The organism is Salmonella sp. SAL-020 (assembly GCF_017372215.1).
GTDB classification, from domain to species: domain Bacteria; phylum Pseudomonadota; class Gammaproteobacteria; order Enterobacterales; family Enterobacteriaceae; genus Salmonella; species Salmonella enterica.
In genome coordinates this window covers 2,353,468-2,375,919 of the sequence record NZ_CP071690.1, presented here as the reverse complement: position 1 = coordinate 2,375,919, position 22,452 = coordinate 2,353,468, and the positions used below count along the sequence as shown (strand labels likewise).

Annotated in this window: 19 protein-coding genes; 10 read left to right on the top strand and 9 right to left on the bottom strand. The window is 52.6% G+C overall.

Annotation, left to right across the window (positions count from 1 at the left end):
• Nucleotides 1-93: 93 nt before the first annotated feature.
• Nucleotides 94-1,518, top strand: a complete 1,425-nt coding sequence (ycdR, locus tag J1G48_RS11465) for a GntR family transcriptional regulator YdcR (RefSeq protein ID WP_000760692.1) — start codon at nucleotides 94-96, stop codon at nucleotides 1,516-1,518.
• A gap of 114 nt (nucleotides 1,519-1,632) precedes the next feature.
• Complete coding sequence (gene patD / locus J1G48_RS11460; RefSeq protein ID WP_000158087.1) at nucleotides 1,633-3,078, top strand: aminobutyraldehyde dehydrogenase; 1,446 nt, start codon at nucleotides 1,633-1,635, stop codon at nucleotides 3,076-3,078.
• 104 nt (nucleotides 3,079-3,182) lie between these two features.
• Here patD and yncL read toward each other — a convergent pair whose 3' ends face one another.
• Complete coding sequence (gene yncL / locus J1G48_RS11455; RefSeq protein WP_001103198.1) at nucleotides 3,183-3,278, bottom strand: stress response membrane protein YncL; 96 nt, start codon at nucleotides 3,276-3,278, stop codon at nucleotides 3,183-3,185.
• Nucleotides 3,279-3,476: 198 nt separating this feature from the next.
• On the opposite strand from yncL, the gene J1G48_RS11450 reads away from it, so the two are divergent.
• On the top strand, nucleotides 3,477-3,650 hold the full coding sequence (locus J1G48_RS11450; protein ID WP_000171943.1) for a GhoT/OrtT family toxin: 174 nt from the start codon (nucleotides 3,477-3,479) through the stop codon (nucleotides 3,648-3,650).
• 44 nt (nucleotides 3,651-3,694) lie between these two features.
• On the opposite strand, the gene srfC is transcribed toward J1G48_RS11450, so the two are convergent.
• From srfC to srfA, 3 genes are read right to left on the bottom strand one after another with little or no spacing between them, the layout of a single operon-like run.
• A complete protein-coding gene (gene srfC, locus J1G48_RS11445) occupies nucleotides 3,695-5,839 on the bottom strand; it encodes a virulence-associated effector SrfC (protein WP_000165625.1) in 2,145 nt (714 codons plus the stop codon).
• Nucleotides 5,836-8,817, bottom strand: a complete 2,982-nt coding sequence (locus J1G48_RS11440) for a virulence factor SrfB (RefSeq protein ID WP_000960820.1) — start codon at nucleotides 8,815-8,817, stop codon at nucleotides 5,836-5,838. Before J1G48_RS11440 ends, srfC begins: the two co-directional genes overlap by 4 nt.
• A gap of 4 nt (nucleotides 8,818-8,821) precedes the next feature.
• A complete protein-coding gene (gene srfA, locus J1G48_RS11435) occupies nucleotides 8,822-10,147 on the bottom strand; it encodes a virulence-associated effector SrfA (RefSeq protein ID WP_001129957.1) in 1,326 nt (441 codons plus the stop codon).
• Between the two features lie 223 nt (nucleotides 10,148-10,370).
• Here srfA and J1G48_RS11430 point away from each other — a divergent pair, with 223 nt between their 5' ends.
• Nucleotides 10,371-10,604 (top strand): YdcY family protein, encoded by a 234-nt coding sequence (locus J1G48_RS11430; protein WP_000018720.1) that lies wholly within the window; start codon nucleotides 10,371-10,373, stop codon nucleotides 10,602-10,604.
• A 4-nt stretch (nucleotides 10,605-10,608) separates the two neighbouring features.
• Here the strand turns inward: J1G48_RS11430 and J1G48_RS11425 are convergent, their stop codons facing one another.
• Both J1G48_RS11425 and mddA read right to left on the bottom strand, forming a co-directional pair.
• Complete coding sequence (locus J1G48_RS11425; protein WP_001076565.1) at nucleotides 10,609-11,058, bottom strand: DMT family transporter; 450 nt, start codon at nucleotides 11,056-11,058, stop codon at nucleotides 10,609-10,611.
• Nucleotides 11,058-11,573, bottom strand: coding sequence for an L-methionine sulfoximine/L-methionine sulfone acetyltransferase (mddA, locus tag J1G48_RS11420; RefSeq protein ID WP_000155373.1), 516 nt, complete (start codon nucleotides 11,571-11,573; stop codon nucleotides 11,058-11,060). Before mddA ends, J1G48_RS11425 begins: the two co-directional genes overlap by 1 nt.
• A gap of 211 nt (nucleotides 11,574-11,784) precedes the next feature.
• On the opposite strand from mddA, the gene J1G48_RS11415 reads away from it, so the two are divergent.
• Together J1G48_RS11415 and mcbR are read left to right on the top strand one after the other, a co-directional pair.
• Complete coding sequence (locus J1G48_RS11415) at nucleotides 11,785-12,822, top strand: NADP-dependent oxidoreductase (protein ID WP_001517827.1); 1,038 nt, start codon at nucleotides 11,785-11,787, stop codon at nucleotides 12,820-12,822.
• Nucleotides 12,823-13,155: 333 nt separating this feature from the next.
• On the top strand, nucleotides 13,156-13,821 hold the full coding sequence (gene mcbR / locus J1G48_RS11410; RefSeq protein WP_001119592.1) for a colanic acid/biofilm transcriptional regulator McbR: 666 nt from the start codon (nucleotides 13,156-13,158) through the stop codon (nucleotides 13,819-13,821).
• A gap of 55 nt (nucleotides 13,822-13,876) precedes the next feature.
• Here the strand turns inward: mcbR and pqqU are convergent, their stop codons facing one another.
• Nucleotides 13,877-15,982: a TonB-dependent receptor PqqU gene (gene pqqU, locus J1G48_RS11405; protein ID WP_000692056.1), complete on the bottom strand. Its 2,106-nt coding sequence runs from the start codon at nucleotides 15,980-15,982 to the stop codon at nucleotides 13,877-13,879.
• 263 nt (nucleotides 15,983-16,245) lie between these two features.
• Here pqqU and J1G48_RS11400 point away from each other — a divergent pair, with 263 nt between their 5' ends.
• Both J1G48_RS11400 and J1G48_RS11395 read left to right on the top strand, forming a co-directional pair.
• The gene (locus J1G48_RS11400; RefSeq protein ID WP_000550636.1) at nucleotides 16,246-17,307 is read left to right on the top strand and encodes a YncE family protein; all 1,062 of its coding nucleotides are present in this window, start codon (nucleotides 16,246-16,248) and stop codon (nucleotides 17,305-17,307) included.
• A 144-nt stretch (nucleotides 17,308-17,451) separates the two neighbouring features.
• Nucleotides 17,452-17,673 carry a YgdI/YgdR family lipoprotein gene (locus tag J1G48_RS11395; RefSeq protein ID WP_000732362.1) on the top strand — a complete coding sequence of 74 codons (222 nt, stop codon included), beginning with the start codon at nucleotides 17,452-17,454 and terminating at the stop codon, nucleotides 17,671-17,673.
• Between the two features lie 76 nt (nucleotides 17,674-17,749).
• Here J1G48_RS11395 and ansP read toward each other — a convergent pair whose 3' ends face one another.
• Nucleotides 17,750-19,243, bottom strand: a complete 1,494-nt coding sequence (ansP, locus tag J1G48_RS11390) for an L-asparagine permease (RefSeq protein ID WP_000857112.1) — start codon at nucleotides 19,241-19,243, stop codon at nucleotides 17,750-17,752.
• Between the two features lie 512 nt (nucleotides 19,244-19,755).
• Between ansP and steA the strand changes: the two genes are divergently transcribed.
• Nucleotides 19,756-20,388 carry a type III secretion system effector SteA gene (steA, locus tag J1G48_RS11385; protein ID WP_001147138.1) on the top strand — a complete coding sequence of 211 codons (633 nt, stop codon included), beginning with the start codon at nucleotides 19,756-19,758 and terminating at the stop codon, nucleotides 20,386-20,388.
• Between the two features lie 282 nt (nucleotides 20,389-20,670).
• Nucleotides 20,671-21,516: an N-hydroxyarylamine O-acetyltransferase gene (gene nhoA, locus J1G48_RS11380; protein WP_000200329.1), complete on the top strand. Its 846-nt coding sequence runs from the start codon at nucleotides 20,671-20,673 to the stop codon at nucleotides 21,514-21,516.
• 35 nt (nucleotides 21,517-21,551) lie between these two features.
• On the opposite strand, the gene J1G48_RS11375 is transcribed toward nhoA, so the two are convergent.
• The gene (locus tag J1G48_RS11375; RefSeq protein WP_000804298.1) at nucleotides 21,552-22,445 is read right to left on the bottom strand and encodes a PhzF family isomerase; all 894 of its coding nucleotides are present in this window, start codon (nucleotides 22,443-22,445) and stop codon (nucleotides 21,552-21,554) included.
• Nucleotides 22,446-22,452 lie beyond the last annotated feature (7 nt).

Here is a 22,452-nt window from a genome sequence, read left to right as displayed (position 1 = left end):
AAGCACCATAACAGTTAGCAAATCATTGTTAATTTTAACAACTGATATACACTGCGGTTGCCACCTGCAAGCAGCGCTCAATGAGATCGAATAATGAAAAAATATCAACGTCTGGCGGAGCAAATTAGAGAACAAATCGCCTCTGGCGTTTGGCAACCCGGCGATCGATTACCCTCGCTGAGGGAGCAGGTCGCCAGTAGCGGCATGAGTTTTATGACTGTCGGTCATGCGTACCAGTTGCTGGAAAGTCAGGGACGGATTATCGCCCGTCCGCAATCTGGTTATTATGTCGCGCCGCATCCGGTTTGTCGGTCAGTCGCGACGGCAGCGCACGTTATTCGGGATGAAGCCGTAGATATCAATACCTATATTTTTGAGATGCTGCAGGCGAGCCGTGATACCTCTGTGGTGCCCTTTGCCTCAGCGTTTCCCGATCCGCGTCTGTTTCCCTTGCCGCAATTGAACCGCTCTCTGGCGCAGGTCAGTAAAACCGCGACGGCAATGAGCGTCATCGAAAACTTGCCGCCAGGTAATGCAGAATTGCGCTATGCGATAGCACGCCGTTACGCGCAGCAGGGGATTACCGTTTCTCCTGACGAGATTGTCATTACCGCCGGCGCGCTGGAAGCGTTGAATCTTAGTTTACAGGCGGTGACGGCGCCGGGAGACTGGGTGGTGGTGGAGAACCCCTGTTTCTACGGTGCGCTACAGGCCCTGGAGCGATTGCGCCTGAAAGCGTTGTCGATACCTACCGATGTTAAAGAAGGTATCGATCTTATGGCGCTGGAACAGGCGTTACAGGAATATCCGGTGAAAGCGTGCTGGTTAATGACCAACAGCCAGAATCCGTTAGGGTTCACGCTGAGTGCTGAGAAAAAAGCGCGGCTGGTTGCGTTACTCACGCACCATAACGTGACGCTAATTGAAGACGATGTTTATAGCGAACTCTACTTTGGCCGCGAGAAACCTCTGCCTGCCAAAGCATGGGATCGCGACGATACCGTGTTGCATTGTTCGTCTTTTTCCAAATGTCTGGTTCCCGGTTTTCGCATTGGCTGGGTTGCGGGAGGAAGCCATGCCAGACAAATTCAGCGTTTGCAGTTAATGAGCACATTATCCACCAGTTCCCCCATGCAATTGGCGTTAGTGGATTATCTCTCGACACGTCGATATGACGCGCATCTGCGACGATTGCGAAGGCAGCTTGCCGAACGTAAACAGCAAGCCTGGCAAACCCTTTTGCGCCATCTCCCGGCGGAAGTAAAAATTCACCATAACGATAGCGGTTATTTTCTTTGGCTGGAGCTACCTGAGCAGCTTGATGCCGGTGAACTTAGCGCCAAAGCGCTTGAACACCTTATCAGTATCGCGCCGGGGAAAATGTTTTCAACGTCCGGCGCCTGGACGCGTTTCTTTCGTTTTAACACCGCATGGCATTGGGGAGAACGGGAAGAACAGGCCGTAAAACAGCTTGGCAGCCTGATTCGCGAGATGCTGAGCGCTAAAAGCCTTGTGTGAGGTGGAATGCGTGTCAGCTCACAACCTGACTAAATTTCCCGAGTGTGCCGGGTGAGCATCTGGCGCGCCGTCTATTTTTAGGAAAGCGGCGGCCCGTTCGCCGGAAATCGATTAATGACGATATGGGAAAATGCTATGCAATATCAATTACTGATTAATGGCGTGCTGGTGGACGGTGAGGGAGAAAGGCAGTCTGTTTATAACCCGGCGACAGGCGAGGTCATACTTGAGATTGCGGAAGCGTCGCCCGCGCAGGTTGACGCCGCAGTGCTGGCCGCCGATAGCGCGTTTGCCGAATGGGGGCAGACCACACCCAAAGCACGGGCGGAATGTCTGTTAAAACTGGCGGACAGCATCGAGCAAAACGCCCTTGAGTTCGCCCGGCTTGAATCGCAAAACTGCGGTAAGCCTTTGCACTGCGTAATTAATGATGAAATTCCGGCAATCGTGGATGTCTTTCGCTTTTTTGCCGGCGCGGCCCGTTGTTTGAGTGGGCTGGCGGCGGGCGAATATCTGGAAGGACATACGTCGATGATCCGCCGGGATCCGATTGGCGTGGTTGCCTCTATCGCGCCGTGGAATTATCCGCTCATGATGGCGGCCTGGAAGCTGGCGCCAGCGCTGGCGGCAGGTAACTGCGTGGTGATTAAGCCTTCTGAAATCACGCCGCTGACGGCGCTTAAACTTGCCGCGCTGGCGAAGGATATCTTTCCGCCGGGGGGGCTCAATGTCCTGTTCGGACGAGGGCAGACTGTTGGCGATGTATTGACCGGTCATGAAAAAGTACGCATGGTCTCTTTAACCGGTTCTATCGCGACCGGGGAGCATATTCTGCGCCATACTGCGCCAGCGATAAAACGTACGCATATGGAACTCGGTGGTAAAGCCCCGGTGATTGTTTTTGATGACGCCGATCTGGATGCGGTGGCGCAGGGCGTCCGGACTTTTGGTTTCTATAATGCCGGACAGGATTGTACTGCGGCGTGCCGTATATACGCGCAGCGCGGTATCTATGATGCGCTGGTCGAAAAGCTAGGGAACGCGGTGAGCAGCCTGAAAATGGGCGCGCCGGAGGATGAGTCGACAGAGCTGGGGCCGTTAAGTTCGCTGGCGCACCTGAAGCGCGTCACAGCGGCTGTAGAGGAGGCGAAGGCCCTCAGCCATATCCGTGTGATTACTGGCGGAAGTCAAACGGAAGGTAAAGGTTACTATTTCGCTCCGACGTTGCTGGCAGACGCAAAACAGGAAGATGCCATCGTGCAACGCGAGGTCTTCGGCCCGGTGGTCAGTATAACCGTCTTTGATGATGAAGATCAGGTTCTGAGGTGGGCCAACGATTCTCGCTATGGTCTGGCATCCTCCGTCTGGACTCAGGACGTTGGGCGGGCGCACCGGCTTAGCGCCAGATTGCAGTATGGCTGTACCTGGATTAATACCCATTTCATGTTGGTTAGCGAGATGCCGCATGGAGGGCAAAAACAGTCGGGATACGGCAAAGATATGTCATTGTATGGTCTGGAAGACTACACACTTGTCCGTCACATCATGGTTAAGCATTAAGGATCATTTACTGTTCAGAAAAATCGTGAAAAAATAGGCGGGTGTCGGCGGAGAGGGGGACCTCCCCGCCAACATGCGCAGCAAGTACTCAAAGGTTGAACACCTCAAGCAAACCAGCCGAATCTCAACGAGATCAGACCCAAAAGTCCTGCAGCAGCAAAGACATTAATCAGCACGACGGTTTTACTGGAAACATTCATTTTCGCCACCTTTCATCATAACCCCTATGGGTATAGTACGGGTTGGCGAGATCCGCAATAATACGTAAACAGGATATTCTGTGAGCGGAGCCGTGCATTGAGAACGTTTTGCTGTTAAGGCTGATAAACCTTGATGTGCGTCAAATAAAAAGAGCATATTGCGCGCGTTTTTTCCTCTGGTTGGCGCGGATGCCTGATATGACCCTCTTTCAAAAGATATTAATTTTTTACGCCGTCATGGCGGTGATATCATCCCTGATCACCTGGTTTTTGACTCATGACAAAAAACGAATTCGTTTCCTGAGCGCCTTTTTGGTTGGCGCGACATGGCCAATAAGTTTCCCCGTCGCATTGCTGTTTTCGCTTTTCTGACCTCAAGCCCGATACAGGTTACCGGGCATGGTTTTTCCGCCAGGTCAGGCTATCAGGGCAATTAATTGCGCTCTGTCTACGTCGGTAACGTCCTGCGGATGCCGATATCCTGCGTTCTCATTGGCCAGGGTATACAGCGCAACAAGCCAGTCATAGACATAGCGGCTGGCGGCGTGAACGGGCTGTTCGTCAAGCTTTGTTAGACGCAACATTGTCGAACGCGGTGTTGCGGCGAAAATGGCTGCGCCTTTCTGAACGCGGCTGGCCGGGCGTTGGGCCTCCTCGATATTGGCGTAGCCGAGCCAGGCGATGAAGTTACCAATGATGGCATGAAGCTGCGCGCCGCTCACCTCCTCGCGCTGCATGGTTTTCTGTAACTGCTGAGGTAAACCGAGGCGATAGCTGGCGGTAATTAAAATCTCCGCCACGGCGTTGAGCATCTGCGGTTCCAGTCCCAGACGCTGCGCATTATCCCGGCAGTGGGCCCACTGGCGCAGATGATTGATCCACATTTTGTGCGCCTGGTAGCCTGTTTCGTGACCTTCTGACGCTGAAGCGCGCGTTGGTTCGTCGGCAAAGAGATCGATCGCGTCATTAAATAAACCGCAGACCTGTTCTTCTCGTGACTGTCGGGTGCGCAGCAACGCTTCGAAATTCTGTACTGGCGGTAACAGCCCGGCCAGCAGGTCGCCATGTCTGGCGGCCTGGGCCTGAAGACGCCGGATCACGGTTTCAACCGGTAGCCGCGCGTCATCAAACATCGGTAACAGATCGCGCACGCGGCCTCGCAGTTGTTCGCGTAACGCCTGTAAGCGCGCCTGTCGCTGTGGTGCCGATGTCGCCTGCGATAACCATTCCACCAAACGCTGCATACTGTGTTTATCCAGCGCCTGCAACGTTCCCCAATGCACGCCAGGTTTACCCATCAACTGCTGGACGGCTTCATCCAGATTTTGCTGGGTGGCAAAACGGGCATCCTGTGGAGTAATAGCCCAGACGACGCCGGGTAACGCTGATTCATGCTGCGGCTGCGTGGCGTTAACCCACTCCAGTAAGTGACGGGCGGCAGTGGACGTTTGCGAGCGAGATGCCAGAGCATTGCAAATCACCAGAACATCGGGCTGTACCTGTTGGCGGTAATGGGCCAGCATCCAGCCTAATTTCGCCCGCCATAACGGATGAGGATGACTGTCTGGCGCGACCGGAATATCCAGTAAATCTACGTTATCCAGTACGTTGTTTTCAACGGTTAGCACCAGTTCGCGGGTAAGCAGCGCCAGAGAATCAAGCGAAAGGCTGACCGCATTGAGCAGTCGGCCTTCCTTAACCGGATGCACCACCACATCGATTTGCGTATCGTTGGCGGTTAGCGCCATTTGCGTCAGGAAGTTTTCCGCCGGTAAGCCAAAATGATCGACCAGCAGGCTGAGCGGCGCCGCCAGTTCCCCGGCATGGCCGGTTTGTTGCAACATATGCGCCAGCGCCAGCCATTGCTGGGTGATCTCCGGTTGCTCTCCCCACAGTAATGCCCAGGCGTGCGCCCGTGTCGTGAGATCCAGCGCAGGCAAGAGCGAGGCAAAGTGTTGCCATGTCGCATCATCAATATGTTGTCTGGCGGACGGCAGGCAAGAGCGCCAGAAACTCGCGATGGTCGCTACCTCTTCAGCGGTAACGCCGGGGACGGGCTGCGGTTGGCGAAGCGATTGCCATTTCTCCAGGCGTGATGTGATAATGGATTTTTCGACCTGGCGACAAATGGGGGACGCGCTGGTCCAGGCAATAAAGATCTGCACCAGTTCGGCTTCACTGATCAAGCGCAGGCGCAACGGCCAGCCGCTCTCGTTTGAAAAAATGTCGCGCGTAAAGCGAATAGCCATATTCGCTGGCGCATGACCCGGATTGATGTGGCTGAAATAATCATAGTCACGGTCCGGCGTGATAATTTCCAGCTTGCCATTCTCGTTACCGCATAGCGTCGTTAACAGATGCGCTTTTGCGGATTGCGCATACCCGTACAGACCAACGCAGCCATGTGACGCGCAGGCGGCGTTGAGCGCTGACTCATCCGCCGCGGCAAGCGTAAGTTGCGCCAGCAGAGCGTCGGCTTCGTCATCCAGTCGCGTTGCGTAACGGCGCGTGTTGTTAACCCACTCGATAACAGCCTGGGTGGCGTTTAACGGTTTTGTCATTTCAGGTATACACTCCCGCTATCTATCCAGTAGTGGCTGCCGCTGTGGCGGCGGTCAGCCAGCGTATTCAATTTTAATGTCAGCGCATCGGCGGCGACCGGCGTCCCGTCCTGGAGCCAGGCATCACTTAATATGAACGATTCCGGGGCGCTATCTTTGCTACTGCCGCGTAATTTCAGTCGCACATTCAGTACGCCGTCGCCAGCGATGGTTTTCGCCAGTTCGGCGGAATTAATGCTCAGGCAATAAAGTGGTGTTGCCGGCCAGCGACTGTTCGCCAGTTGACGAAAGCCCAACGTCACGTTACCGCGTAGCGGAAAATGCAAGCGAGCGTCCAGCGTTGCGCCGGGTTTATCCAAATCGATTTCGTGATACCAGATGTTTTCATCGCGAAGGGTATTAACGGTATTATCCAGTACGCCGAGATAACGTACAGTCGAATACGCGCCGATATCAGCCGCTTTAAAATTGAAACGCGGCAGACGTAAGTCCAGCGCCAGGCTGCATAACATCGCGCCCACCGCGGCAGTGGATTTTGGGTTACCGATACGCCCTTGCTGACTGAAGGGATACCATTCATGTACCTGATACTTATCCATCCACACAATGCGATTAACCGGCACCGGTTGTAAGTGCCGGATGAGCGCCTGTACGCCGGGTAAGCAGGTCGGTCTCCCCGTCACCAGCAAGATATCGCAGTGATAGTGGGAGATCGCTTCGCAGACCGCATGAAGCGGCGTTGTTAGCGTAAACTGACCGGCCAGCAGAGCCTCCTGAAGCTGGCTAAACTGGATTTGCAACGGCACATTGAATATATCAAATGTCGGCGAACCAGACGGTAAGGCATGATCGATCGCCTGCTGGATATAGTTCATCACGTTGCTCGTTGGGCGGCGGATCAGCAGATCGCCAAATGTCGCGTGTAAACCGGCAAACGGATCGTTAATGTCGCTTTGCTCCCAGGCGGAAAGTACCGCATGGCCCAGCGGCATAAATAATTGCAGCGCCGTTTGCTGACGCAAAATGGCCTGAGTATCAATTCGTCCCGAATCGCCAAATAAGGTCGCCAGCAGGGCGGCGGCATCCGTAACGCCTGCCCGTTGCAACGCCGTTTGCAGGGAAGGGAGTACACAGCGCTGAATGATATCCAATAGCAGATCGTCCCCGGCGACTTTAAAACCTTCGCGAAACAGGAGATGAGGCGTAATTTTTACATTGGCCCCCACGCCGTCATCTAACTGATAGTGAACGATCGCCATATCCGTCGTGCCGCCGCCGATATCAATCGATGCCACGCGCAACGCGCGTCCGGGGACGACGCCGGGTTCAGGCTGGCGATCCGGTCTGGCGAGCGCATTAAAAAAGGATTCGGTACGCCCGGCGTAATGCGAAATGGCTTCGTTATAAAGCCATACCAGTTGGCCGCAACTTGCTTCGTCCCATTCCATCTGTATTTCTGGTACCGGCACCACGCTTTTTTCACGCTGCTTAGGCGTGGTGAAATCCTCATCCTGCGGATGCCAGCCCATGGCTTTCCAGACCAGCGCCAGCGCTTCAAACATTCGCTGGCGGAAAATTTCTCGCTCCTGTTTCGGCATGGCGGAAGGCAGCGTTAAAATCAGGGTGCGTAGCTGGCGCGGCGAGGCGGGAAAGCCGAGCCGCAGCCGGGTGGCGACGCTGTTAATTTGCCCCAGCGCCTGAGCCAGAATTTCGCACAACATATGCGTCATCAAGGTGCTACGGCTGTATTGCGGCGAAAAAACCGGTAGCCTTTCTTCATGCGGCAGGCGGAATAACGGCTGTCCGTCATCGTTCATCAGATTCATCAGCGGAAACGCGGTGGCAAGCGCTTCGCGCTGCGTTTTACCGTGGATCTGGCTAAAACGCCAGTCCTGCAAGGCGGGGGTTTCATCCCACAGGTAGCGACGCGGGCTGGAGATGCCGCTGCTGCCTTCGGTGCCCACACGCTGCATAGCAAGGGCGCGAGCCTCGTCGCCCACACGCACAATGGAAGGCCAGACAAAGGCGTCGTCTCGTCCGCTTTCGACAGAAAAGTGTTGCTTGCCAAAGCGTGCTTCCGAGAATTCCACCCGGCTGGTAAATAAAGGATCGTTCAGATACTGCGGCTCGCTTAAAGAACGCACCTGAAGCTCTGCCGTCTGGCGTAACCCGTCATTCGCATCGCCATGATCCTCGATCAAGACGCCGCAGGTATGCGTATTGCCGACATCCAGAATCAGATCGACCGGGATTGCGGGCGTGCTTAACGTATGTGTCACAAACTTTACTTCCGGCACCGTAAGCTGTTCGCCTAACAGCGTCAGTAAATTCAACCAGTGCGCCTGATACTCAAAGCTACGCAGCGCTTGTTGTATGGCCTGTTCCGAACGGTTTTCCACCTGTGAGGCATACTGAAGAAACGACTCGCGCAGCCAGCCGTCAATCCATGTCTGGTCAAGAAAATCGGCAACTTCTTCATCCTGCCAGGCGAGCGCAAAACGTGTGCCATTGAGCAGATCGTTTTCGCAAGGCGCCAACGCCGCAGGCATATTTTTTGCCAGTTGACTGTCGAAGGCGAGGGTGATCCGGTGTGTGTTTCCGGCGCTATCTGGCTCGCTGAGTTTACGTACCTGAATGCGCGCCCAGTTATCCGGCCCGTCAATAAAGGTACGCGGCGGATTAAAACGCAGGAACGGCAGGGGAAGCCAGATTCCGTCGAGTACATCCAGAGAATAGTGCAGCGTCTGAGTGCTTTCCGGTTTCACGACTTCGGGTTGGCCGCCAGCACGTCCAGGCAACGTGTAGCGCCCGCTGGTCAGATCAAAATCGAGGCGCAGTAGCGGGCCGTTTGCCGTTTTGCGCACAAAACGTCCGTAGTGGGCCGACTCTTGCGGCGTTAAGCCAAAATCAAGAAACTGGACGCCACTGTTTGCAATGAGCGTGACGCTCTGTTTGTAATCACACAGATTGACCAACATAAAATCAGGCACCTATCTTTTTAAACGTCAACGGAATTGCCGCGTGGTCGCCATAACGGGCGGTACAGGTTGCGACGTCATTGACGCCTGCTTTACAGGTAATTTCCGGCATCGGATAACGTGAACCGTCGGTGCAGCGCGCATTGCCGCGACTTTTAATCATCAGCTCGCCCGTTTGATGCAGACCAGAGAAAATTTCCGCCCGACAAACCACGTTATCGCCATGTACTACGCGCGCGATACCTTTGTTATTTTGGATCTGATAACGCAGAGAGGGCGGCTTGCCGGTAATCGGATCTTTGACATCCACGCTGACCCGCCAGCTACCGTTTAAAAAGCGCGTGGTTCCAAGCTTCATCTGCGTACTGTCCATCACCAGCGCGTCTTTGGGAATAGCGGCAATGATAACAGGCGCTTCCGGCAGCGGCGCCGCTTTGGGGGCGGGCGTCACCTCAGCGCGATGCAGCGGCAAATGCGCGGTGAGTTCAGGCAATGGGGTAACGTCAGTTTTCGCGGTAGCGACAGGCGCGGCGCGAACAGGAGAGGACCCGTCAACGGATGAAGATGGCCAGAAAAAAGGCGTGGCGACGGCGGCGATAACCACGGCAGCGACAGGTAAGCTCCACAGCGGTAGACGGCGAGCTCTTTTCGCCTCAGCAACCGGGATGGGTGTGGCCGGCTTCGGCTCGCTAACGATAACGGGCGGCGCAACAGGTTCCTCCGGCATTTTCGGCGGCTCAATGACAGACGTTAACAAAGGTTCATCCGCCTGACTAAATGCCGCCTCTACCAGCGGCTTTTCTTCGGGCTCCGGCTCCGGCTCGACCAGAGGGATGTCGGGGATTGCCTCGGTTACCCGCAGGCAGTCCAGCACATCATCGCGTGTATTTTCGTTGAGATTAACGAATCCCCAGAAGGTGATAACCGGTTTGCCGTTAACCAGGAAAACATGATTTTCGCCGGGAAATTGCGTCGCTTTCTCAAGTAGCGACCCAAATAGCTGGAGCGCTGTTTTACCGGATTGCAGACTTTTGCGACTGAGTGCAGCCGCGCTTTCAAAAGTGCTGGCTAAATAACGTAAAGCCCGAGAACGTGTCTCTTCGTCAGCCGCTTTCCACGCTATCGCCTGACCTTCAATCGGCGAATACCAGTCAACCCGATCGCCATTATCGTTAAGTTGCGGAATCGCCAGACAGTCAACCATCGCCTGCTGTTTACGCAGACGAAGCGTTTCGCGAATTTGCAATGCTGATTCAAATACGGCCTGACCGCCGCCGCCCACGGCCTGATAATCATCCAGATTGCCGCTGCGCAAGAGAGATTTTGCCACGTTGTTATCCCTTAGACTTCTTCACGCGTCTACTTTACGGGGTCTATACGCAAGCAAACGGCGGAAGAAAGGCAAAAAGGCGCGAATTCTCGGTCTATTAAGCCCCGTGTTTTCACTTGACGTAAGTTAAATCAGGAGGGCAGCGGCGAATTACCGCATCGGGCGACAATAACGCGTATAATAGGCGAATCATGCTGTTACAGAATAAAGAGTAGGAGAGCTTATGTCGCACCTGGAGGAAGTGAGCGCCCGCGTGGATGCCGCCATCGCGGAGAGCGTAATTGCCCATATGAATGAATTGCTGATTGCCTTGAGCGATGACGCTGAATTACGTCGCGAAGATCGTTATGTGCAGCAGCAGCGTTTACGCACGGCTATCGCGCATCACGGCAGGCAATATCAAGAAGATCGGGACGCGCGCCGCGAGCAGCTCACCAAAGGCGGCACGATCCTGTAACCCATTAAAACTGGCGCTTCGCAATCAGCCATGCGCCAATGACCAGCAACAGCGCGCCAAACGCCGGCCCGACCATTGCGCGTAACGTGACGCCGTGGCTACGCGCGATATCCAGCGCCAGTCCGCCGATTAACTGGCTGGCGACCAGTACCGCGATAGTCGTCGCGGCGCCAACGTTCTGATACCCGCTAATGCTGGCAAATACAAAAAATGACCCCAGCAGACCGGGGATCAATGTCCACCAGCGAACGCTGGCGACCAGCTCGCCGAAACCCGCAGCGCCTTGCTTAAACCACAATATCGTCACAAATAAAACGATCCCTACCAGCGAGTTCAACAGCATAGCGATCAGAATCGTCGATGATGTCTGCGTAATACGCACCATAATACTGTTTTGTACCACCAGCCCGACGCCGGCGGCGATCAAAAAGATAAGCGTCAAAGACTGGTTCATCAGCAGGCGTCCGGCGCGGCGTGTTCATCAAGCTGGAGCTGCATAAACGTAAGATCTAACCAACGGCCAAATTTTACGCCGACCTGCGGCATTTGCGCGGTAACGGTAAATCCCAGCGAATGATGCAGGCGTATCGAGGCGGCATTCTGTGACTCAATACCGGCCACCATCACATGCTTGCCGCAGCGTCGGGCTTCGTCGATCAGTCTGCTGAGCAGCTTTCGCCCCAGTCCTTTCCCCTGGTGCGCCGGATGAACATAAACCGAGTGCTCGACGGTATAGCGAAAACCGTCGAAACTGCGCCAATCGCCAAATGATGCATAGCCAGTCACCACGCCATTTTCTTCGCTTACCAGCACCGGATAGCCCAGTAATTGACGGGCCTCATACCAGGCAAGGCGATTATCCGTATCGACCGTCCGATCGTTCCAGATGGCCGCAGTATGTAATACCGCATGGTTATAGATTTCGGTAATCGCGGCGCAGTCTGCTTTATCGGCAAAGCGAATCGTCATAGGGAACCCCAGGGAATGTTTACGATAGTGTTAGAAATACTATTGAAGGCGGCATAAATCAACGAATTAGCGCAAGAATTCATATTTAGCGAGAGGGGAAAGAAAGTCGTTCATAAAAGCGCACAGCCTGATATCTGAGAGTGTTTAACTCCCTCAGAAAGCTAATGTTCGACTATTATTGATGGATTATGCCAGGCATGAGGAGAATAGAATGAAGCAACAGACCAACCGAAATCGTCGTTGGGTTTTGGCCTCGCGTCCCCACGGCGCGCCGCAGATGGATAACTTCCGCCTCGAAGAAGATGACGTCGCGACGCCCGGTGAAGGGCAGGTGCTATTGCGTACCGTTTTTTTATCACTCGACCCTTATATGCGTGGCCGCATGAGCGATGAACCCTCATATGCGCCGCCTGTTGAACCTGGCTGCGTTATGGTTGGCGGTACGGTCAGTCGCGTTGTCGCGTCAAACCATCCTGATTACCGACCAGACGAATGGGTGTTGAGTTACAATGGCTGGCAGGATTATGACATTTCAGATGGCGAAGGGTTAGTAAAGCTGGGTGATAATCCGCAACATCCTTCCTGGTCATTGGGTATTTTAGGAATGCCGGGGTTTACCGCCTATATGGGGTTACTGGATATCGGCCAGCCGAAAGAGGGCGAAACGCTGGTTGTCGCCGCCGCCACCGGCCCCGTAGGCGCAACGGTTGGGCAAATTGGTAAGCTGAAGGGCTGCCGGGTCGTGGGTATTGCTGGCGGCGCGGAAAAATGCCGTCATGCGACAGACGTTTTGGGATTTGATCTGTGCCTTGATCATCACGCTGATAATTTCCCACAACAGCTTGCGCAGGCCTGCCCGCAGGGTATCGATATCTATTATGAGAATGTCGGTGGTAAAGTCTTTGACGCCGTCTTACCGCTACTGAATACGTCGGCGCGGATTCCGCTCTGCGGTCTGGTCAGCGGCTACAATGCGACAGCGTTGCCGGACGGTCCAGACAGACTGCCTCTGCTGATGGCGACATTACTTAAAAAGCGTATTCGTCTGCAAGGTTTTATCATCAACCAGGACTATGGTCACCGGATACATGAGTTTCAGCAAGAAATGGGGCGTTGGATCAAAGAAGGGAAAATACATTACCGGGAGCAGATTACTGATGGGCTGGAAAATGCGCCAGAAGCGTTTATGGGGCTGCTGGCGGGGAAGAACTTTGGCAAAGTCGTGATACGTTTAGCGGACGATGCGTAAAGAAAAAATGGCGGCATTATGTCGCCATAAAAATGTGCAAATTTTAAAATTCCGGCTTTACTTATATTCATCATTCAGATCGCGGTGGGGCAGCTTATCTCGCTCAGCGGCCTGAACCGGTCAAAAATCTCGATACATGAAGGAATGACGGAGATAAAACGGTTGCCATAAAGAAACCTGTATTGTTGTAAAAGATGAGAATATCACGCAAGTAAATTATCACTTTTATTTATTTGGCCGTTCAGGCCTGGATTATCTTTTTTACAATTAAGTTCCGAAACTTCTTCGGGACTCGATTGCGATGTTGTTCTGCCAAGAGGTGAAGGAAGGAAAATGCCGGGTACGGAAAAAACACAACATATAAGCCTGACCACACAGGTTGAAAATCGGTTAAAGCATCAATTGTCTATTGGCGCATTAAAACCAGGCGCAAGGCTTATCACTAAAAATATCGCTCAAGAGTTAGGCGTCAGTATTACGCCAGTGCGTGAGGCCCTGTTAAGGCTGGTCTCTTCCAGTGCTTTGGCGGTGGCGCCAGCACAGGCGTTTATGGTGCCGGAGATCTCGCTGGAAAGTTTGCTGGAAATTAATACGATTCGTACTGCCCTGGAGGAGATGGCGGTGGTCGCCGCTGCGGGTAAGATTACCCCGGATCGCGAGCAGACGCTGAATGCGCTATTAGATGAATTTCAACAGGCGCTGGAAAGTGGCGTTATGGAGAAAATTCTTTTGGCCAACCGCGCATTCCGCTTTGAGATCTACCACTACGCGGATATGCCAACGCTGTATGCCATGATCGAGCAATTATGGGTACGCCTGGGGCCAAGTCTGCATTTTTTATATGATAATTTTAAACTTGATGATTATCAAAACGGCGTTAATCTGTACAGAAAATTGCTTAATGCGTTAGTGACTGGTGATAAAGAAGCCAGTCGCCACTGCCTACAGAACGTTTTGCAACAAAACGTAGCGACGATTAAAAATCAGTACTTCATGTAACTTTCATGAAACTATGACTAATCAATAGCGGGGATGCCCCGCTATTGCCGGATATTTATTCAAATTGCCATGCCAGATTAATCCCCACGCCATAGTTACGCCCTGGCGCTGGCTCATAATATCGGCCATTAGATTCATTAACGATCACCGAACCGATATATTCTTTATCAAATAGATTATCTACCCGCCCAAAAATATCGACGGTAAGCTGACTGTAATTAAATTTATACCCTGTATTTAGTCCAACAACGGTATACGAAGGCGCTTTGGCGGTATTTTCATCATTGGCCATGATATCGCCCATATACCGAACGTCTGTTCCGGCGTACCACCCCTCATCCGGGATAAAACCTAATGAGGCGAATCCCATATTACGGGCGATGCCGGGCATCCGGTTTCCATCACAGTTTTGCCCCTGACAAACGTTACTGCGATAGGTCGCATCCAGCCAGGTCCATGATGCTTTCACCCGCCAGTCGCCGGCGAAGCGCTGGTCCAACGCGAGCTCTGCGCCCTGGCGGCGCGTTTTGCCCGCGTTTTTGTAGGTAGTGCGTCCTCCCATACTACTGGCGACGACAATTTCATCATCGGTATCGGTTTGAAATAACGCGGCGGTCAACAAGCCATTGCCAATCCGCGTTTTACTGCCGACTTCCACCGTATCATTGGTCGACGGTTTGAGGTCAAAGTTGAACCCGCTTTGGCCGTCAGCGCGATAAGAAAGTTCATTGATAGTGGGAGTTTCAAATCCGCGACCGGCAGCAAGATAGAGATTCCAGGCGTCAGTTAACGCATATTTTAGCGATCCGGCGGGTAGCCAGTGGTGATAGCTGGCGTCGCCGCTGTCATCGCCATTGCCGGGCGCGATATAGTGATCGTTAGAATCGAACCACACGGAACTGTAGCGCACGCCAGCATCCAGCGAGAGTTTTTGCGTAAGCTGCCACTGGGTTTGCAGATAAGGATCGACATTCCACATCAGGTTACGCTCATCCCGCCGTAAATCGCCTTTATGCCCGAACTCAGGGGGGCCGTTGTTGAGACGGAAGTTATTGTAACCCTTGCGGTTTTCGCTCATGTTTTCATAGTTTAACCCGCCAGTGAAGGTGACCGGCACACCTAATTCTCCCCGGTGAGTCCAGCGGGAATCAATTCCCTGATAGTGGCGTTGCAGTGTAATTACGCCGCCAGCCTGGGCTGGTTTTAGCTGTGCCACCAGGGGAATAGACTGGTATTGCGTGGTTTCCCGCTCTCCGGCGTAGGCCATCACGCTGATATCATCCTGCGCGCTGAGCTGACGTTCATAACGCAATCCTGCCTGAGTTTGTTTGATGGTTTTACGCGTATTGTACTGTTCAGCGCGCGGCGCCTGTTGCGGATCGGCTTTCCATTCAGATTCGGTAAGTCCGCCGGGATCGTCCGCCTTAATGTCCACACTATTAAAAATCAGCGAAAGTTTACTGACATCGTCAAGGCGCACGCCCAGTTTGGCATTAGCCAGATTTTTTCGCGCGCCGCTGTGATCGCGGTAGCCGTGGGTGGTGAAACGGGTAGTTGATACCGTGTAATCCACGTCGCCAGGCTGTGTGCCGTCACCCATCGCGCCCGTGGCTTTTAGCCCATAGCGCCAGCTTCCATAACTGCCGTAGTAGCTGCTGGCCTCAATCCCGGTTTCGGTGGTGACATTTATTACGCCGCCGGAAGCATTGCCGTATAGCGCTGAGAAGGGGCCGCGTAACACTTCAACGTCTTGTATGCTGTTAATATCAATATTCGAAATCTGGCCTTGTCCATCCGGCATGGTGGCGGGAATGCCATCAACATACAGACGAATGCCGCGCACGCCAAAGGCGGAACGCGAGCCAAATCCACGGATAGAGATTTGCAGATCCTGCGCGTAGTTCTGCCGGTTCTGCACCTGCAATCCCGGGACGCTGGTTAAAGTCTCAGATAAATTAACGCGCGGCGTCGCCAGACGCATGTCTTCTCCCTCAATGACGCTAACGGCGGCAGGTGTATCCAGTTCGGATACGGTTTGCGGCGTTGCGGTGACTATCATGGTTTGTTCATTGGACGCGCTGGCGGCCTGAAGGACCGGGGAGAAGGTCAGAGGCAATAAGAGGGCGGGATAAAGTCGCTGTCTAACGGAAATAATTTTCATGAAAATGCCGGATAAATGTAAGCGTATCAACGGAAAACGTGACATTAAGGGTAGTCAATATGTAAAGTTTTGAAATTTTAATCGCACATTAAGTTAAGAAAATGTGCGGTATTTAAGAGCCATGACATTCGCAGGCGAGGAAAAGCTCCACTTTCTGATAAATAATGATTATTATTCTCAACTTATAATAAGTGCGGAACGAAGATCCCGCGCAGCGAAGTAGTGTGAAGCAGCTATACACGTTTTTATCAAAGGGAGTCGTCATGCACTTACGTCATCTTTTTTCGCCGCGCCTGCGTGGTTCTTTATTGTTAGGTTCGCTCCTCGTGGCATCCTCATTTAGCACGCTGGCGGCGGAAGACATGCTGCGTAAAGCAGTAGGCAAAGGCGCTTATGAGATGGCCTGGAGTCAGCAAGAAAACGCGCTCTGGCTGGCTACATCGCAAAGCCGTAAACTGGATAAAGGCGGCGTAGTTTATCGTCTCGACCCGGTGACGCTGGAAATCACGCAAGCGATTCATAACGATCTCAAGCCGTTCGGCGCCACCATCAATGCCGCGACCCAAACGCTGTGGTTTGGCAATACCATTAACAGCGCTGTTACCGCGATTGATGCCAAAACGGGTGATGTAAAAGGTCGTCTGGTACTTGATGCGCGCAAACGTACTGAAGAGGTTCGTCCGTTACAGCCCCGTGAGCTGGTTGCCGATGCGGCGACCAACACGATCTACATTAGCGGTGTTGGTAAAGAGAGTGCTATTTGGGTAGTGGATGGCGAAACCATCAAACTGAAAACGACGATCGAAAATACCGGCAAAATGAGTACGGGTCTGGCGCTCGACAGTAAAGCGCAACGCCTGTACACCACCAATGCGGATGGCGAATTTATCACCATCGATACCGCCAGCAATAAAATTCTCAGTCGTAAGAAGTTGCTGGATGACGGTAAAGAACACTTCTTTATTAACCTGAGTCTCGATACCGCAGGTCATCGCGCGTTTATCACCGACTCGAAGGCGACTGAGGTTCTGGTTGTCGATACCCGTAATGGCAATATTCTTGCCAAAATCGCGGCGCCTGCTTCTTTGGCCGTCCTGTTTAACCCGACACGTAACGAGGCGTATGTGACACATCGTCAGGCAGGTCAGGTCAGCGTGATCGATGCGAAGACCTATAACGTTGTTAAAACGTTCGATACGCCGACGTACCCGAATAGCCTGGCGCTATCGGCAGACGGTAAAACGCTCTACGTCAGCGTGAAGCAGAAATCGACACGTGAACAGGAAGCGACGCAGCCGGATGATGTTATTCGCATTGCTCTGTAAATAGGGTATGGAGGGGGAAACCCCTCCAGTCATCTCTTTAAACGCACCGATACGCCTCGTTACACCCCGCCGATAGCCTGATGATTCTGTGAGAATTACACTGCCTTTTTGCTGTAGTTAACTCATTATATTCACGAGGAAAATATGAAAAAGTTATTTATATGCTCAGGTTTGGGCATGATGTTTTTTATGCTTGCGGGTTGTACAACCAACTATGTGATGACGACGAAGAATGGGCAAACGATCGTAACTCAGGGTAAGCCGCAGTTAGATAAAGAGACGGGGATGACCAGTTATACCGATCAGGAAGGCAACCAGCGGGAAATTAACAGCAATGATGTGGCGCAGTTGATTAAGGCTGACTAAGCATTGGGCGCGATGCGGTGTTGGCGGCAACGCGCATTAAACCCGGCAGGCCTGGGGCTGCCGGGGAAGGGGAATGTTATGTCGCTGCTTCTTCTTTCAATACGACACTCTCTGTCGAATCCGCCGTCACTGGCGCAGTGCGATGGATCTCCGCCACGCGACGTCGCACGCCAAACCAGCCGGCGACCAGCAGAATGGCGATCAGCGGCAACGAGGCGATAGTGTAAGTTCCATTCGGGTAGTCAAACGCCATGAGTACCAGCACGCTTAGTAAAAACAGCAGCGTTAGCCAGGAGGTAAAAGGCGCGCCGGGCAGTTTAAAACTGACGTCTGCGGCTTTGCCTTCTTTTATCGCCTGGCGTAAACGCATCTGGCACACCATGATAAACGCCCACGACGCGATAATGCCGAGCGAGGCAAAATTAAGAACGATCTCAAACACGCGGGAGGGGACCAGGTAATTCAGGAATACGCCGACCACGTAAACCACCAGAGTCGCCAGTATACCCGCATAGGGCACATGCTGACGGCTCATTTTCGCCATGAATTTCGGCGCGGAACCCCCCATCGACATTGAACGTAAAATTCTCCCCGTACAGTAAAGCCCGGAGTTCAGGCTGGAAAGCGCGGCGGTTAACACCACGATATTCATAATACTGCCGATATAAGGCACGCCAAGTTTAGAAAAGAAGGTGACAAACGGACTTTGCCCCGCCTGGTAGGCGTTCCACGGCAGCAGCAAAACCAGCAATACGACCGATCCTACATAGAAAAGACCAATACGCCAGATCACGCTATTGATGGCTTTTGGCACCATCGTCTGTGGATCTTTGCACTCCCCAGCGGCGGTACCGACCAGTTCAATCGACGCAAAAGCGAACACTACGCCCTGAATCAGTACCAGCGCGGGCAACAGGCCGTGCGGGAAAAAGCCGCCATTATCTGTAATCAGGTGAAAACCGGTGGCATTACCCTCAAGCGGTTGACCGGTACCGAGAAAAATCGTGCCTACCACCAGGAAGATAACAATGGCGAGTACTTTTATCAGCGCGAACCAGAACTCCATTTCGGCAAACCATTTTACGCCGATCATGTTCATGGTACCGACAATGGTTAACGCGCCGAGCGCGAACACCCATTGCGGAACGTCGCCAAATGCGCCCCAGTAGTGCATGTATAACGCCACTGCGGTGATATCGACGATCCCGGTCATCGCCCAGTTAATAAAGTACATCCAGCCTGCGACGTAGGCCGCTTTTTCACCCAAAAATTCACGGGCGTAGGAGACGAAGCTCCCGCTGGAAGGGCGATGCAATACCAGTTCGCCCAGCGCGCGTAAAATGAAAAAAGAAAAAATGCCGCATATCAGATAGACCAGCGCCAGTGCCGGTCCGGCCATTTGCAATCGGGCGCCTGCACCTAAAAATAAACCGGTGCCAATCGCGCCGCCGATAGCAATCATCTGAACCTGACGATTCCCCATCGCTTTGTGATACCCCTCTTCATGGGCGTTCAGCCAGCGTCGTTTCGCCGCATGTTGTTCTGCGGCGTGCGTAGTCTGTGTTTTCATTACGTTACCTGTTATAGCCTGTCCTGACAGAAAAATTCCTTATGCCGCGACGGGCGCTCACCAATCGATTGCCTGCAATGGCGAATGCCGCTTTTCCCTGATTCTGTGACAGGGATAAAACCGCCGGCGGAGCATCCTACCTGCAATTGTTAAATGACGCAAAACATACGGAAAGAAGAAAATGAGGATGTCGTGTTTATTTGTGCGGTCAGATGTGGTGCGGTGTGGTCACGATTCAGCCAGATAAGCTTTCAGCACAAATCCGCAGTGATTGCGTTGCGCAATAATTAATCAGGGTTAATCCCTGCAGGGATTTATGGTCATAGATATGACCTCGAACGATAAACCACCTGACGATATTGAAGCAGCATAAGATCAGGCCGTTGCGCCTGTTATTCTCATTTCCTCCTGAAAATGTATGCCTTTGAGCAATTTTGTTGATTGACATATCGTCATAATGAGAGAGGAGTAGGACATATAAAGCTATTGAGCAAAATTTGAAGGAGCAGGATATGCCATATACATCAGTTTCTACCTATGCCAGAGCTTTATCAGGAAATAAGCTACCTCATGTTGCTGCAGGAGATTATGAAAATAAATTATCAACAAAAATCATGAAAGGCATCTTGTATGTGCTTACCGCAGGACTGGCCTACGGATTTACGCGAGTAATTGAACATTATTGCAATGTTACGCCTAAAGTTGATGAGTTCTGTGCCAATGCAGGGAATATCCATAATCACCTTGCTGATGCTGTGTGTGATGGGCTGTATACTATAGATGTCGACCTTTCTGATGGTCGGAGGTTAACATTCGAACAACTCTCGCTGATGGCTGGACGTGAGCCAATCGTCAGGATATCGGATGGCGAACATACCGTTGAGGTTAAGGGGTCCTTTGAAGAGATTTGTATGAGACTGGAAGAGGGCTTTTTTGAAGCGCCAGCGTACTATGATTATGATATTGATGAAAAATATAAAACCGTCAGAGAGCGAATGGCAGCATATAATGCCTTACCTCAGGCATTAGGCGCCATTCCGTGTTTAGAATATTATATCGCTCGGGCCAGCAACATGCAGGAGGCGAAAGCGCAATGGGCGGCCGACATAAAAGCTCGCTACCATAACTATTTGGACAATTATTAAAAAGCGTTTATGTTTAGCCAGTTTTGTTAGAAATCAGACTCGCTGAGCCGGCGTTAAAAATTTTAACACGCCGCTATTTTGGCGGCGTGTCGCAAAGAGATTCTCAGAACCCGATTTCCGTTTGTACGCCAAAATTCCACGTACCTCCGGCGCGACAGCCGGCCTGTCTTATTTTTTCAAAAGTATCCAACGCTATTCCACGGATAGGGTATCCTGTTGCGCAGCGATATCCGCCTCAGCCTGTGTGCCGAACGCAAGCATTAATGTTAATGGAAGCCTCAGATGACCTCTTTTTTACATGCTTATTTTACGCGATTACATTGTCAGCCGTTGGGGGTTCCTACGGTTGAAGCGCTCAGAACGCTTCACTTAGCGCACAACTGCGCGATTCCTTTTGAAAATCTGGATGTGCTACTGCCTCGTGAAATACAGCTCGATGAGACGGCATTAGAGGAGAAACTGCTTTATGCCCGACGCGGTGGATACTGTTTTGAACTGAATGGTCTGTTTGAACGTGCGTTACGCGACATCGGTTTTAACGTCCGAAGCTTATTGGGGCGGGTCATTCTGTCTCATCCCGCCAGTTTACCGCCGCGCACGCACCGTTTGCTGCTGGTTGATGTTGAGGATGAACAGTGGATCGCTGACGTGGGGTTTGGCGGCCAAACGCTAACCGCGCCGCTTCGTCTGCAGGCTGAAATTGCCCAGCAAACGCCGCATGGCGAATACCGCCTGATGCAGGAGGGAAGCACATGGATTTTACAATTCCGCCACCATGAGCACTGGCAGTCGATGTACTGTTTTGATCTGGGGGTGCAGCAGCAGAGCGATCATGTGATGGGCAATTTCTGGTCGGCTCACTGGCCGCAATCCCATTTTCGTCATCATTTGTTGATGTGCCGCCATTTGCCTGATGGCGGCAAGCTGACATTAACGAATTTCCACTTCACGCGTTACCACCAGGGACATGCCGTTGAACAGGTCAATGTACCGGATGTACCGTCGTTGTATCAGTTACTTCAGCAGCAGTTTGGTCTCGGCGTAAATGATGTAAAGCACGGTTTTACCGAGGCGGAGCTGGCCGCGGTAATGGCTGCATTTGATACCCATCCGGAGGCGGGAAAATAATTTTTTGCCGCGAGGATTTGCGGGCCTGACAAAGATTAAAAAGTAATGGCCCATTCGGCATGAAACAGAATGACCGCCTGGCCGGAGATGGTGACGTTTTCCGGCTGGTTATCGCGAATGGTGACGGTAACATCAACAGTACCCTCTTTGCCTAAAGCGCGCCCCTGATGGCCTTGAATCTGCAGCGTTTTACCGTCATGCGCCATCAGGCCATGATGGACGAGCCATGCCCCCATCGGGCCATTGGCGTTTCCCGTTACCGGATCTTCCACAATTCCTATCGCCGGGGAAAACATTCGCCCATCGGTTTCGTTTTTTCCCGGACGAATCTGGAAAGGAAAAAAGCCGTTACAGCCAATTTGCTGGCTGATTGCCGTCAGGGCTGCCAGATTCGGAGAAAGGGCATCAATATCAACGTCTGGTTTGAGCAGGATCATCACTTTTGCATGTCCTGTTGAAGCCACCTGAATTGGCGCTCCCGGCACGATATCATCTTCAGTCAGGTTCAGTGCGGTGATAATGGCAGCCCGAATCTCTCCGACTAACGGTGGTTCAAAAGAGGGCTGACCTTGTTCCAGCGTGATGCGATAGTCGTTGTGTTCGGCATGAATTTCAACGCGATGACGGCCCGCTAACGAGGTTTGCCAGACGGTGGTGTTTCCCAACCCCAGTACCGTTGCCCGAACATAATGCGCGGCCACGGTGGCATGACCACAGATGGGGACTTCTACTGTCGGTGTAAAGTAGCGTATGCGCACATCACTCTCTTCGCTTTTTAGCAAAAAGGCGGTTTCCGAGTGACGAAGTTCACGGGCAATCAGCTGCATCTGCGCGTCGCTTAGCGTATCCGCATGTAAGACAACGCCAGCAGAGTTGCCGCGAAAGGGTTCGCTGGTGAAGGCGTCAACATGGTAAATCTGCGGTTTCATTGATGTT

What these genes read in the sequence shown, in the direction of transcription:
- J1G48_RS11450 (WP_000171943.1), top strand. Translation starts at nt 3,477, where the DNA reads ATGACCCTCTTTCAAAAGATATTAATTTTTTACGCCGTCATGGCGGTG.
- mddA (WP_000155373.1), bottom strand. Translation starts at nt 11,573, where the DNA reads ATGACGATTCGCTTTGCCGATAAAGCAGACTGCGCCGCGATTACCGAA.
- J1G48_RS11430 (WP_000018720.1), top strand. Translation starts at nt 10,371, where the DNA reads ATGTCGCACCTGGAGGAAGTGAGCGCCCGCGTGGATGCCGCCATCGCG.
- J1G48_RS11375 (WP_000804298.1), bottom strand. Translation starts at nt 22,445, where the DNA reads ATGAAACCGCAGATTTACCATGTTGACGCCTTCACCAGCGAACCCTTT.
- srfC (WP_000165625.1), bottom strand. Translation starts at nt 5,839, where the DNA reads ATGACAAAACCGTTAAACGCCACCCAGGCTGTTATCGAGTGGGTTAAC.
- mcbR (WP_001119592.1), top strand. Translation starts at nt 13,156, where the DNA reads ATGCCGGGTACGGAAAAAACACAACATATAAGCCTGACCACACAGGTT.
- ansP (WP_000857112.1), bottom strand. Translation starts at nt 19,243, where the DNA reads ATGAAAACACAGACTACGCACGCCGCAGAACAACATGCGGCGAAACGA.
- J1G48_RS11395 (WP_000732362.1), top strand. Translation starts at nt 17,452, where the DNA reads ATGAAAAAGTTATTTATATGCTCAGGTTTGGGCATGATGTTTTTTATG.
- J1G48_RS11425 (WP_001076565.1), bottom strand. Translation starts at nt 11,058, where the DNA reads ATGAACCAGTCTTTGACGCTTATCTTTTTGATCGCCGCCGGCGTCGGG.
- J1G48_RS11440 (WP_000960820.1), bottom strand. Translation starts at nt 8,817, where the DNA reads ATGTTGGTCAATCTGTGTGATTACAAACAGAGCGTCACGCTCATTGCA.
- J1G48_RS11400 (WP_000550636.1), top strand. Translation starts at nt 16,246, where the DNA reads ATGCACTTACGTCATCTTTTTTCGCCGCGCCTGCGTGGTTCTTTATTG.
- pqqU (WP_000692056.1), bottom strand. Translation starts at nt 15,982, where the DNA reads ATGAAAATTATTTCCGTTAGACAGCGACTTTATCCCGCCCTCTTATTG.
- ycdR (WP_000760692.1), top strand. Translation starts at nt 94, where the DNA reads ATGAAAAAATATCAACGTCTGGCGGAGCAAATTAGAGAACAAATCGCC.
- patD (WP_000158087.1), top strand. Translation starts at nt 1,633, where the DNA reads ATGACGATATGGGAAAATGCTATGCAATATCAATTACTGATTAATGGC.
- nhoA (WP_000200329.1), top strand. Translation starts at nt 20,671, where the DNA reads ATGACCTCTTTTTTACATGCTTATTTTACGCGATTACATTGTCAGCCG.
- steA (WP_001147138.1), top strand. Translation starts at nt 19,756, where the DNA reads ATGCCATATACATCAGTTTCTACCTATGCCAGAGCTTTATCAGGAAAT.
- yncL (WP_001103198.1), bottom strand. Translation starts at nt 3,278, where the DNA reads ATGAATGTTTCCAGTAAAACCGTCGTGCTGATTAATGTCTTTGCTGCT.
- J1G48_RS11415 (WP_001517827.1), top strand. Translation starts at nt 11,785, where the DNA reads ATGAAGCAACAGACCAACCGAAATCGTCGTTGGGTTTTGGCCTCGCGT.